The organism is Actinophytocola xinjiangensis (assembly GCF_001921215.1).
Lineage (GTDB): Bacteria > Actinomycetota > Actinomycetes > Mycobacteriales > Pseudonocardiaceae > Actinophytocola > Actinophytocola xinjiangensis.
The window spans coordinates 651,877-664,911 of record NZ_MSIF01000001.1; the positions used below are offsets into that span (position 1 = coordinate 651,877).

7 protein-coding genes are annotated in these 13,035 nt (G+C 72.5%); 5 read left to right on the forward strand and 2 right to left on the reverse strand.

Going from position 1 to position 13,035, the window contains the following annotated elements:
• Nucleotides 1–2: 2 nt before the first annotated feature.
• Complete coding sequence (locus BLA60_RS46120) at nt 3–3,320, reverse strand: S8 family peptidase (protein ID WP_084734574.1); 3,318 nt, start codon at nt 3,318–3,320, stop codon at nt 3–5.
• A gap of 112 nt (nt 3,321–3,432) precedes the next feature.
• Here BLA60_RS46120 and BLA60_RS03045 point away from each other — a divergent pair, with 112 nt between their 5' ends.
• Nucleotides 3,433–4,977 (forward strand): N-acyl-D-amino-acid deacylase family protein, encoded by a 1,545-nt coding sequence (locus BLA60_RS03045; protein ID WP_075131096.1) that lies wholly within the window; start codon nt 3,433–3,435, stop codon nt 4,975–4,977.
• A gap of 52 nt (nt 4,978–5,029) precedes the next feature.
• On the opposite strand, the gene BLA60_RS03050 is transcribed toward BLA60_RS03045, so the two are convergent.
• Nucleotides 5,030–5,794 (reverse strand): alpha/beta fold hydrolase, encoded by a 765-nt coding sequence (locus tag BLA60_RS03050; RefSeq protein ID WP_075131097.1) that lies wholly within the window; start codon nt 5,792–5,794, stop codon nt 5,030–5,032.
• A 131-nt stretch (nt 5,795–5,925) separates the two neighbouring features.
• Between BLA60_RS03050 and BLA60_RS03055 the strand changes: the two genes are divergently transcribed.
• Genes BLA60_RS03055 through narJ form a run of 4 tightly spaced genes read left to right on the forward strand, consistent with a single transcriptional unit; the run spans nt 5,926 to nt 13,026 of the window.
• Nucleotides 5,926–7,116, forward strand: coding sequence for an MFS transporter (locus BLA60_RS03055; protein WP_245811796.1), 1,191 nt, complete (start codon nt 5,926–5,928; stop codon nt 7,114–7,116).
• A complete protein-coding gene (locus BLA60_RS03060) occupies nt 7,113–10,784 on the forward strand; it encodes a nitrate reductase subunit alpha (protein WP_211288568.1) in 3,672 nt (1,223 codons plus the stop codon). The genes BLA60_RS03055 and BLA60_RS03060 overlap by 4 nt, the downstream gene beginning before the upstream one ends.
• Nucleotides 10,784–12,400: a nitrate reductase subunit beta gene (gene narH, locus BLA60_RS03065; protein ID WP_075131099.1), complete on the forward strand. Its 1,617-nt coding sequence runs from the start codon at nt 10,784–10,786 to the stop codon at nt 12,398–12,400. Before BLA60_RS03060 ends, narH begins: the two co-directional genes overlap by 1 nt.
• A complete protein-coding gene (gene narJ / locus BLA60_RS03070) occupies nt 12,397–13,026 on the forward strand; it encodes a nitrate reductase molybdenum cofactor assembly chaperone (RefSeq protein ID WP_084734575.1) in 630 nt (209 codons plus the stop codon). The genes narH and narJ overlap by 4 nt, the downstream gene beginning before the upstream one ends.
• The last annotated feature ends 9 nt before the right edge of the window (nt 13,027–13,035 follow it).

Here is a 13,035-nt window from a genome sequence, read left to right on the forward strand (position 1 = left end):
GGTCAGCGGCTGCGGTAGGCGCGGATCACCGTCTGGGTCACGGAGTTCCCGTTGGCGTCCGTGGCCTGGGCACGTAGTGACACCTGGCGGGCGCCGGACGGGTGGGCGATGTGCGCGGTCGCGGTGGTGGGGCCGTCGAGGGTCGCCGGCGCCCGTTCCCAGGTGCGGCCGTCGTTGAAGGAGACGTCCACGGTCAACGCCGTCAGGCTGCTGTTCTCGGGTGAGCCGGCGGGCCATTCCACGGTGACCGGCAGCTGGATCTCCCGTGCGCGGACGACGTTGTTCTCGTCCAGGTCCGGTGGGGCGTAACGGATGGCCATCAGCGGTAGGCCAACGCCGCCCTTGCCCTTTCCGGTTGTCCCGTCGGGCGGGCGTACGGAATGGAAGGTCCATTCGCACCTGACGGAGGTGGACAGCCGGGACAGGCCGTCGCGGTCGGCGGTGGCGATCAGTCGGTAGACAGCCGGTTCCGGGCCAACGTCGAAGGACCCGGCGCCGGGTAGTTCGGTGCGGCCCAACTCCGTCTCGCCCTGGTACAGCACCGTTGAGCCGGAGTTCACCACCGAGACCCCCGACCGGCCAAGGCCGGCGTCGGTGAACAGGGGGATGTCGAGAGCGAGGGTGTCGGCCGAGCGGACCGCCGAGGTGGCGTCGGGGGAGTAGCCGGGGCCGAACACCGCCGCGTTCCACGCCTCGGTGGTGAGCTGGCCCGGGTGGTGGTCGACCGGGGCGCCGGTCAGTACCGACTCCGTGTGGATCTGCTTGCGGCGTAGCGACCACTGTTGCAGCTCGCCGGACCAGCTGACGCCCTCGTCCACGTTGTGGAACTCGGTGCGTTCCAGGGGGAGGGCGAAACCGAAGCCGAAGCCGTTGGCCGCTCCGGTGCGTTGGTCGCGGGCGATCCACATCTTCGTGCCCAGCTTGCGGTTGGCCTGGGCGTGGTTGCTGGTGCGGACCTGCGCCAGGTCCCGGTCGACGATGTGGCGGGAGAAGCCCGTTGGCACTGATCCGTGGTCGAACCAGGACAGGTGATAGGCCACCGTGCTCTCGCGGAGCTCACCGTGGTCGTCCGGCACCGCCCACACCCCGCCCAGCGCCGCCACGAGTTCCTCCTCGCCCACCGGGGCGCCGACCTGTCCGATTCCGATGCGGTCGAACGTGTCGCCGAGGACACCGGTGTTGAGCAGACCATGCGGCAGCGAACGGCTGTAGGCCACCGCCACCGCTTCGGGCACCACGTCCTCGCGGTCGAAGGTGACCGATACCGGGTCCGCGTCGCGGGCGTCGAGGACCACGGTGGTGTCGGCGTCCACGGTGACGGTCGGGTGCACGACCTTCGCCGAGTCGTACAGGTCCGTGCCGGGGCGTGGGGTGCTGATGGCGCCGTCGACGTGGTAACTGCCGGCCCGCACGCGCAGGGTGCCGGCGCCGCCGACACCGGGGACCGGGCGGAACCGGTAGCGGTCAAGGCCGTAGACGAACGAGAAGTGTGCGTCGGTGGGCGCACCGGTCGCGTCGAGGGTGCGCAGGGTCAGGTCGTAGGACTCGGGTTCGCGGTCGACCGCGACAGGGGTGGTCGTGGTGGCGCCGGTGTCGTCGGTCGCCACGACGTGGGCGCCGAACACGCCTTCGGCGGCGGGCAGGGCCGTGTTCGCGGTGATGCGCACCGGGGTGTGGCCGTGGGCGGGGACGGTCACGGTCGTCGCGGAGAGGGTGAACAGGCCGGCGGGGGGCGGTTGGTCGTCCGGGCCGACGGTCGGCAGGGTGAGGGTCAGGGTGCGGGGGCGGTCACCGGTGTTGCGGTAGGTGATGGTGCGGGTGAGAGTGGGGTCGTCGTCGTGTGGCCAGCTGGCGCGGCCAAGGGACACGGCCGCTGGTTCGGTGAGGACGGTCTGGTCGACGGCGTTGGCCACGTCGACCCGCCCGGCGCCCTGGGCGTCGACGGGCGTGTCAGCGAGGCGGGTGGCCGAGGCCAGGAGCGCGGCCTTGAGCTGGGTGGCGGTCCAGTCCGGGTGGCGTTGGGCGAGGATCGCGGCCGCTCCGGCGACATGCGGGGTGGCCATGGACGTGCCGCTGAGGGAGACGTAGCGGTCACGCCGCTCCCCGAGCTGGGAGAAACGGGAGCGGGCCGCCACGATGTCCACGCCCGGCGCCACGATCTCCGGTTTGAGGGCGGCGTCGCGCACGCGAGGACCACGGGCGGAGAACCCGGCGATCGAGTCCTCGTCGTCGACGGCGCCGACGGCCAGGGCGGCGTCGGCGCTGGCGGGGGAGGACACGGTTTCGGCGCCGTAGCTGCCGTCGTTGCCGGCCGCCACCACGAACAGCGTGCCGTGCTCGGCGGACAGCCGGTCGATCGCGATCTCCAGCGGGTCGTCGTCGGCGGTGTCCGGGCCGCCCAGGCTCAGGTTCACCACCCGCGCCCCGGAGTCGACCGCCCACCGCATGCCGGCCAGGATCGCCGACTCCGGGCAGCCGTTGGGGCCGCAGACCTTGCCCACCAGCAGGTTCGCGCCCGGGGCGACGCCGGTGTTGGTGCCGTTGGACGCGGCGCCGGTGCCGGCGACGGTGGAGGCGACGTGCGTGCCGTGCCCGTCGGTGTCGCGCACACCGCGCCCGCCGGTGAAGTTCTTCGTCGCGGTGATCCGGTTCCGCAGGTCGGGGTGGGTGTGGTCGACGCCGGTGTCGAGGACCGCGACCGGCACCCCGGCGCCGGTGAACCCGGCCGCCCACGCGGCCGGCGCGCCGATCCGTGGGACGCTCACGTCCAGCAGGGGGTGACGCAGCCCGTCGAGCCACAGCCGCCCGGTGCCCCGGCGCGCGGACCAGAACTCGGCGGTCGACTCCTTGGGCTGGCGCACCGCCACGGCGTCCACAGTGGACAGCGTGGTGTGGATCGTGGACGCGTCCAGCTGGGCGGTCGAGCCCTGCACGATCAGCGGCAGATCAGCGCTGTCCCGGTCGCCGAAACCGTCGCGCAGCAACCCGGACACGTCGAACAGCCGCTGGTCCAGGCGCCCGGCGCGCACCGAGGCCCACGCGTCGGCCGGCACCACCAGCAGCGAGTCGCGGGTCTGGGTGGTGGCGAAGTGGATCCGCTCGCGGCCCGGCGCAGGGGTCACCGCAGGAACCAGGCGCCCACCGGTCCGGCGTACCGACACGTGATCGCCCGTCACCAGCGTCACCGCGCCAACGAACTCGCTTCCGGGCGAGGCGGGGCCAGGCTCGGCGGACACCGGAACGGGTGTCAGGAACGCCGCCGTCACCGCCGCTGTCACCGCCGCCGTGAGCACCGTGAACAACCTGCGCGCGACCGGCATGGCGGCCTCCCGGGTTCGGCGAGTCGTGTGATTCCAACAAAACCGCTCGTCACCGCCACGTCAAGAACCCGATGATCACACTCAGCGGCGAAAAGATGGGATCGTTCGACCCATGACTGCACTGGCTCTCACCGGCGGCCTGGTCATCGACGGCACCGGCGCTCCCGGCCGGCACGAGACCGTGCTCGTCGACAACGGCCACCTCACCGGGCTCACCACCGGGGAGCCGCCGGCGCACGCGCGCCGCGTCGACGTCACCGGCCGGGTCGTGTGCCCCGGGTTCGTCGACCTGCACACCCACTCCGACCTGACCCTGCTGTCCGATCCGCGCGGCCTGAGCAAGATCCACCAGGGCGTCACCACCGAGGTCGTCGGCAACTGCGGGCTGGGGGTCACCGGCCCCGAACGCGCCGACCTGCGCGCCGCGGTCAGCTACCTGGACCTCGACCCGGCGGTGCGCTGGACCTGGCGCGACCTACCCGGCTACCTCGACGCGCTCACCGCCGCCCGCCCCGGCCTCAACGTCGCCGCCCTCGTCGGGCACCTCGTGCTGCACGCCGGGGTGTGCGGGTTCACCGACCGCCCGGCCACCGCCGCCGAACGCGACACCATGGCCGGGTTGCTGCGCGAGGCACTCGACGCCGGCGCCGTCGGCCTGTCGACCGGTCTGATCTACGCGCCGCTGCCGTTCGTGCGCGACGCCGAACTCCGGGCGCTCGCGGAGGTCACCGCCTCGGCCGGCAAGGTGTTCACCTGGCACGTCCGCAGCTACGACGACGGGCTGGTCGACTCGGTCGCCCAGGCCGTCGCCGTCGCCCGCGCCACCGGCTGCCGCACCCAGATCTCCCACCTGGCCGCCGTCGGGCGCCGCAACTGGGGTGCGGTGCGCCGCGCTTTGGACCTGGTCGAGGAGGCCAACGCCGCTGGCTGCTCGGTCGGCGTCGACATCTACCCCTACCTGCACGGCAACGCGCCCCTGGCCCAGTTGCTGCCCGCCTGGGCGCAGGAGGGCGGGCCCGCCACCTGGGTGCCGACCCTGCGTGACGCGGCCGTGCGGGCCCGGATCCGCGACGCCTGGACCGACCGGCCCACCACCTGGGACGAGGTCACCGTCAGCTGGACCGCCCACCCCAACCCCGCCGTCGGCCGCACCATCGCCGACCTGGCCGCCGGCCGCGACGGCGACGACGTGGTGCTGGACCTGCTGGCCGAACTGGGCACCGGGGTGATGATGACCGCCGGCGGGCGCAGCGAGGACGACCTGCGGACCGTGCTCGACCACCCCGACGCCGTCGTCGCCTCCGACGGGCTGGCCCTGGACCCCGGCGGGGTGACCGGCGCCGGTGTGCCCCACCCGCGCAGCTACGGCTGCTTCCCCCGCTACCTCACCCGCTACGCCACCGACCTGCCCGACGCGATCCGCCGCTGTACCTCCGCGCCCGCCGCGCGGGCCGGCCTCACCGACCGGGGGGTGCTGCGCGCCGGCGCCCCCGCCGACCTCGTGGTGTTCGACCCCGCCCGCCTCGGCGACCCCGCCACCTTCACCGACCCCCACCAGTTCGCCACCGGCATCGACCTGGTGCTGGTCAACGGGGAGGTCACCGTCGAGAACGGCGGGCACACCGGCCGGCGTGCCGGGCAGGTCCTGCGCACCTGACCCCGCGGTCGTCGGTGGCCACCCCGCCCACACCGGGAACGACCGGGGAGGGTCAGCCGGCCAGGAACTCGATCAACGCCGAGTGGAACTCCGGTTCGCGTACCGTGCCCAGATGATCCCCCGCCACCACCCGCAACTCCGCGCCCGGGATCGCGTCGGCCAGCGCCCGAGGGCGGCTGGCCAGATGGTCGTCGCGGCCCGGTAACACCAGTGTCGGCGCGGTGATCGCGTCCAGCGGGATCGGCTGGTCGTGCAGTACCGAGGCCTGCGCGGCCAACGCCACCCGGTCCCCGCGCAGCGCGTCGACGAACCGGCGGAACCCCGCCGCCGCCGGTGACACCGCCGCCGGGTCCTCGGCCAGCAGCGCGTCGCGCAGCGGCTCGCGGCCCACCGCCCGGGTGTCCACCCCGCCGCACGCCACGACACCCTCACCCACGCCGCCGACCACCAGCCGCCGCACCCTCGGATCGCGGGTGGCGGTGATCAACGCGACCACCGCGCCCATCGAGTAGCCCACCAGGTCGTAGTCGGCCGGGCCCACCAGCTGGTCCACCAGCGCCACCAGGTCCCGGGCCATGCGCGCCTCGCCGTAGCGGGCCGGGTCGTGCGGCTTGTCCGAGCGGCCGTGGCCCCGCGCGTCCAGTGCCGCGACCCGCCGCCCCGCCGACACCAGCGCGTCCACCACCCCCGGTCCGACCCAGTTGGTGCGGTGGTCGGCGATGAACCCGTGGTGCAGCACCACCAGCGGCAGCCCGGGATCCCCGTCCCACTCCTGGTAGTACAGCGACACCCCGTCATCGGCCTCGAACATCGGCATAGCGGTCACCCTAACTCGCTGGTCAGCGCCCCGGGATCGGTGATCTCGCCGGTCGCCTCGACATGCGGCCCGCCTGGTCGGGGATCAGGATGAGGGCTCGGAGCGCAACCACCAGGGTGAGGAGTCAGGCGATGAGCCGTCGTGCGCTGATGCTCACCCTGGCCACCGTCGGGTTCGCCGTGAACTTCTGGGCGTGGGCGCTGATCAGCCCGCTCGGCCCGCTGTTCAAGGGCGAGCTGGACCTCGACTCGTTCGAGGAGGCGCTGCTGGTCGCGGTGCCCGTGGTCGTCGGCTCGCTGGGCCGTATCCCGGTCGGGGCGCTCACCGACCGCTTCGGCGGTCGGGTGATGTTCCCACTGGTGTCGGCCGCCACGATCCTGCCGGTGCTGTTCATCGGCCTGGTCGGCCACGGGTCGCTGGCGGCGCTGCTGATCGGCGGGTTCTTCCTCGGGGTCGGCGGCACCGCGTTTGCCGTCGGCGTGCCGTTCGTCAACGCCTGGTTCCCGCCCAGCCGCCGCGGCCTGGCCATCGGGATCTTCGGCGTCGGCATGGGCGGCACCGCCATCAGCGCCCTGACCACCGTCAAACTCGTCGACGCCGGGACCGTGGCCACCCCGTTCGTGGTCACCGCGACCGTGCTCGCCGTCTACGCCGTGGTCGCCTGGCTGCTGCTGCGCGACGCCCCCGACCGGATCGTGCCCATCGCCTCACTGGGCACCCGCCTGGCCCAGACGCTGCGGCTCGCGGTCACCTGGCAGGCCTCCGCGCTCTACGCGGTCGCCTTCGGCGGCTACGTCGCGTTCTCGGTGTACCTGCCCGCCTACCTCAAGACCGCCTACGGGCTCACCCAGGCCGACGCCGCGAACCGGATGGCCGGGTTCGTGGTCGTCGCGGTGATCATGCGCCCGGTCGGCGGGTGGCTGTCCGACCAGCTCGACGCCGTGCGGGTGCTGGTCGTGTGCCTGGCCGTGGTCACCGCCGGCGCCGCCGTGCAGTCGTTCACCCCGCCGCTCATGCCGCTGGGCACCATCGCGTTCCTGTCCATGGCCGCCGCCCTGGGCGCCGCCAGCGGCGCGGTGTTCGCCCTGGTCGCGCTGCTCGCCCCGGGCACCAAGGTCGGGTCGGTCACCGGGGTCGTCGGCGCGGCCGGTGGCCTCGGCGGCTTCGTGCCGCCGCTGGTGATGGGCGCGCTCTACGGCGCGTTCGAGTCCTACGCGCTTGGCCTGGCCGCGCTGGCCGTCGTCGCCCTCGTCTGCGTCGTGTTCACCGCGACCACCGTGCGCCGCGCCGTGCCCACCCACCAGGAGGTTCCGACCCCGTGACACAGGTGAACCCCACCCAGGGTGGGCTGGCCGACGCGCTGGTCGCCACCCGCCGGTTCTTCACCCGCGCCCAGATCTCCCCGGACCGGCGCGCCATGTACCGCACCGGCGGGCGCGAGGCCGACGTGTTCTACCGCGACCGGTGGAGCCACGACAAGGTCGTGCGCTCCACCCACGGCGTGAACTGCACCGGCTCCTGCTCGTGGAAGGTGTACGTCAAGGACGGCATCATCACCTGGGAGGCCCAGCAGACCGACTACCCGTCGGTGGGGCCCGACCGGCCCGAGTACGAGCCGCGCGGCTGCCCCCGGGGCGCCGCGTTCTCCTGGTACACCTACTCGCCCACCCGCGTGCGCTACCCCTACGTGCGGGGCGTGCTGCTGGAGCTCTACCGCGAGGCCAGGGCCCGCACCGGTGATCCGGTCGCGGCGTGGGCCGAGATCGTCGAGGACCCCGAACGGGCGCGCCGCTACAAGTCCGCGCGCGGCAAGGGCGGGCTGGTGCGCGCCACCTGGGAGGAGGCCGCCGAGCTGGTCGCCGCCGCGCACGTGCACACCGTCAAGGCCTACGGGCCCGACCGGGTCGCCGGGTTCTCGCCGATCCCGGCGATGTCGATGGTGTCCTTCGCCGCCGGCTCCCGGTTCGTGTCGCTGCTCGGCGGCACGATGCTCTCGTTCTACGACTGGTACGCCGACCTGCCGGTCGCCTCCCCGCAGGTGTTCGGTGACCAGACCGACGTGCCCGAGTCGGGGGACTGGTGGGACGCCGGCTACCTGATCATGTGGGGCTCCAACGTTCCGGTCACCCGCACCCCCGACGCGCACTGGATGACCGAGGCCCGCTACCGGGGCCAGAAGGTCATCGCCGTGGCCCCCGACTACGCCGACAACGTCAAGTTCGCCGACGAGTGGCTGCCCGCCCGGCCCGGCACCGACGGGGCGCTGGCCATGGCCATGGGCCACGTGATCCTGCGCGAGTTCTTCGTCGACCGGCAGGTCCCCTACTTCACCGACTACGTCTCCCGGCACACCGACCTGCCGTTCCTGGTGCGGCTCGACCCGTGCGGTGAGGCCAACAAACCCGGCAAGTTCCTCACCGAGGCCGACCTCGACCGCGAGCCCACCGAGCACGCCGCGTTCAAGACCGTGCTGCTCGACGCCGCCACCGGCGGGCCCGTCGTACCCGGCGGCTCACTCGGGTTCCGCTACGGCGAACAGGGTGCCGGGCGCTGGAACCTCGACCTCGGCGACGTCACCCCGCTGCTGACCCTGGCCGGCGAGCAGGCGGAGAGCGTCGAGGTGCGGCTGCCCCGGTTCGACGGGCCGGGGCACCTGTGGCGCGGGGTGCCGGCGCGGCGGGTCGACGGGCACCTCGTCACCACCGTCCACGACCTGATGCTCGCCCAGTACGGCGTGCACCGCCCCGGCCTGCCCGGCGTGTGGCCCGGCGGCTACGACGACCCCGACCAGCCCTACACCCCCGCCTGGCAGGAACCGATCACCGGCGTGCCGGCCGCGACGGCCGCGCGGATCGGCCGCGAGTTCGCCGACAACGCCGAGCAGACCCGCGGGCGCTCCATGATCATCATGGGGGCGGGGGCCAACCACTGGTTCCACGCCGACACCATCTACCGCGCGTTCCTCGCTCTCACCACCCTCACCGGCTGCCAGGGCGTCAACGGCGGCGGCTGGGCCCACTACGTCGGGCAGGAGAAGTGCCGTCCGGTCACCGGCTGGTCCCAACTCGCGTTCGCCCTCGACTGGACCCGCCCGCCCCGGCAGATGATCCAGACCGCCTACTGGTACCTGCACACCGACCAGTTCCGCTACGACCAGTTCGGCGCCGACACCTTCAGCTACACCAACTCCACCGGCAGCCTCGCCGGCCGCACCGTCGCCGACCTCATCGCCCAGTCCGCGCGCCTGGGCTGGATGCCCAGCTACCCCACCTTCGACCGCAACCCCCTCGACCTCGCCGACGAGGCCGACGCCGCCGGCCGCGACCCCGCCGACCACGTCGTCGACGAACTCACCGCCGGGCGGCTGCGTTTCGCCTGCGAGGACCCCGACGTGCCCCAGAACTTCCCGCGCGTGCTCAGCGTGTGGCGGGCCAACCTGCTCGGCTCCTCGGGCAAGGGCAACGAGTACTTCCTCAAACACCTCCTCGGCACCGACCACTCGCTGCGCGCCGACGAAACCCCACCGGCCGCCCGCCCCCAGGACGTGGTGTGGCACGACCAGGCACCCGTCGGGAAGCTGGACCTGCTGCTGTCACTGGACTTCCGCATGACCAGTACCACCATCTACTCCGACGTGGTCCTGCCCGCCGCCACCTGGTACGAGAAACACGACCTGTCCACCACCGACATGCACCCGTTCGTGCACTCGTTCAACCCCGCGATCGCCCCGCCGTGGCAGACCCGCACCGACTGGGCCGCGTTCCAGACCATCGCCGAGTCGTTCAGCGCCCTGGCCGCCGAGCACCTCGGCGTGCGCCGCGACGTCGTCGCCACCGCCCTGCTGCACGACACCCCCGACGAGCTCGCCACCCCCCACGGCGTGGTCCGCGACTGGAAACGCGGCGAGTGCGACCCCGTCCCGGGCCTCACCATGCCCCGGCTGACCGTCGTCGAGCGCGACTACCCCGCGCTGGGGGCGCACATGTCGGCACTCGGGCCGCTCACCGAGAAACTCGGCGCCGCCACCAAGGGCGTCACCTTCCGCCTCGGCGACGAGGTCGAGTACCTGCGCCAGCACAACGGCACCATCCGCGGCGGCCCCGCCGACGGCCGCCCCTCCCTCGTGCGGGACGTGCATGCCTGCGAGGCGATCCTCGCGCTGTCCGGCACCACCAACGGCGCCCTCGCCACCCAGGGGTTCACCACCCTCGAACAACGCACCGGCACCCCGCTGGCCGACCTCGCCGCCGAACACGCCGGCACCCGCATCACCTTCGCCGACACCCAGAACGCGCCCGTGCCCGTCATCACCTCACCGGAGTGGTCCGGGTCCGAGTCCGGCGGACGTCGCTACTCGCCGTTCACCATCAACGTCGAGCGCCGCAAACCCTGGCACACCCTCACCGGCCGTCAACACTTCTACCTCGACCACGACTGGATGGCCGAGATGGGCGAAGGTCTGCCCGTGTTCCGCCCGCCGCTGGACATGACGGCCCTGTTCGGCGAGCCCGAGATCGGCACCACCGGCGCGCTGGGCGTCGCCGTGCGCTACCTCACCCCGCACTCCAAGTGGTCCATCCACTCCGAGTACCAGGACAACCTGTTCATGCTCAGCCTGTCCCGGGGCGGCCCGTCCATCTGGATGTCCACACGCGACGCCGAGAAGATCGGGGTGGCCGACAACGACTGGATCGAGGCCGTCAACCGCAACGGGGTCGTCGTCGCCCGCGCCGTCGTGTCCCACCGCATGCCCGAGGGCACCGTGTACATGTACCACGCGCAGGACCGGCTCATCGACGTGCCGCTGACCGAGACCACCGGCCGGCGCGGCGGCATCCACAACTCGCTGACCCGGCTGCTGGTCAAACCCAGCCACCTCATCGGCGGCTACGCCCAACTGTCCTTCGCGTTCAACTACCTCGGGCCCACCGGCAACCAACGCGACGAGATCACCGTCATCCGCCGCCGCGCCCAGGAGGTCACCTACTGATGAAGATCATGGCGCAGATGGCGATGGTGATGAACCTCGACAAGTGCATCGGCTGCCACACCTGCTCGGTGACCTGCAAACAGGCCTGGACCAACCGTTCGGGTGTCGAGTACGTGTGGTTCAACAACGTCGAGACCCGCCCCGGCCAGGGCTACCCCCGCACCTACGAGGACCAGGACCGCTGGCGCGGTGGCTGGACCCTCAACGCCCGGGGCAGGCTGCGTCTGCGGGGCGGCGGGCGGCTGCGCAAACTGCTCACCATCTTCAGCAACCCCAAGCTGCCCGCCCTCGACGACTACTACGAACCCTGGACCTACGACTACGACACGCTCATCAGCGCCCCCGCCCAGCAACACACCCCCGTCGCCCGGCCACGGTCCCTGATCAGCGGCAAACCCACCGGGATCACCTGGTCGGCGAACTGGGACGACGACCTCGGCGGCGCCCCCGAACTCGCCCGGCACGACCCGCTGCTGCGCGGCATCGAGGACAAGGTCCGGTTCGAGTTCGAGCAGACCTTCATGTTCTACCTGCCCAGGATCTGCGAACACTGCCTCAACCCCTCCTGCGCCGCGTCCTGCCCGTCGGGCGCCATCTACAAACGCAGCGAGGACGGCATCGTGCTCGTCGACCAGGACCGCTGCCGTGGCTGGCGGATGTGCGTGTCCGGCTGCCCCTACAAGAAGGTGTACTTCAACCACCGCACCGGCAAGGCCGAGAAGTGCACCTTCTGCTTCCCCCGCGTCGAGGTCGGTATTCCCACCGTCTGCGCCGAGACCTGCGTCGGGCGGCTGCGCTACATCGGCCTGGTGCTCTACGACGCCGACCGGGTCCTGGCCGCCGCGTCCACCCCCGACGAGCACGACCTGCTCGACGCCCAGCGCGACCTGCTGCTCGACCCGACCGACCCGCACGTGCGGCGTGAGGCCGAACGCGCGGGCATCCCCCACGACTGGCTCGACGCGGCCGCCCGCTCACCGGTCCACGCCCTGATCAACACCTACCGGGTGGCGCTGCCCCTGCATCCCGAGTACCGCACCATGCCGATGGTCTGGTACATCCCGCCGCTGTCACCGGTGGTCGACGTCGTCCGCGACACCGGCCACGACGGCGAACACCACACCACCCTGTTCGCCGCCATCGACGCCCTGCGCATCCCCGTGGACTACCTGGCGCGGTTGTTCACCGCCGGTGACCCCGAACCGGTCAACCAGGTCCTGCGCCGGCTGGCCGCCATGCGTTCCTACCTGCGCGACATCAACCTCGGCCGCGAGCCGGACGAGTCCATCCCCGACGCCGTCGGCATGACCGGCGAGGAACTCTACGACCTGTACCGGCTGCTGGCCCTGGCCAAGTACGACGAGCGCTACGTCATCCCGCCGGCCCACGCCGAACAGGCCCACGGCCTGGAGGAGCTCGCCACCGAGTGCAGCCTCGACTACGAGGGCGGCCCCGGCATGGGTGGCTCCGGCCCGTTCGGCGAAACCTCCGGCGGCCCCACCCCCATCGCCGTGGAGAACTTCCACATGCTGCGCGACCGGCAGAAGGCCGACCGGGTCAACCTGCTCAACTGGGACGGGCGGGGAAATCCCGTCCCGCCGAAGGACAAGCCGTGACCGACACCGCCACCGCGTGGCAGGTCCAGTCCCTGCTGCTCGGCTACCCCGACGCCGCGCTGCTGGAGCGGCGCCCGCTGCTGCGTGCCGCCGTCACCACCCTGCCCACCCCTGTCGGCACGCCGCTCGGCGTGTTCCTCGACCACCTCGACCGCACCCCGCCGATCCGGCTGGCCGCCGACTACGTCGCCACCTTCGACCACCGCAAACGGTTCAGCCCCTACCTCACCTACTTCGCCTACGGCGACACCCGCAAACGCGGCATGGCGCTGCTGCGGTTCAAACACGCCTACCGCGCCGCCGGCCTCGAACTCGACGACAGCGAACTGCCCGACCACCTGGCCGTGGTCCTGGAGTTCGGCGCGACCGACGCCGCCACCCGCGCCACCGCCCACCGCCTGCTCACCGAACACCGCGCCGGCCTCGAACTGCTCCGCCTCGGCCTGCGCGACACCGACTCGCCGTGGGCGCCGGTCCTCGAGTCCGTGTGCGCCACCCTGCCGCCGCTGGGCCGCCGCGAACACGACACCGTCGCCCGGCTCGCCGCCCAGGGCCCGCCCGAGGAGGAGGTCGGCCTGCAACCCTACGGGCCGCCCGAACACATGCCCCGGAGGGGAACACGGTGAACAGCACCC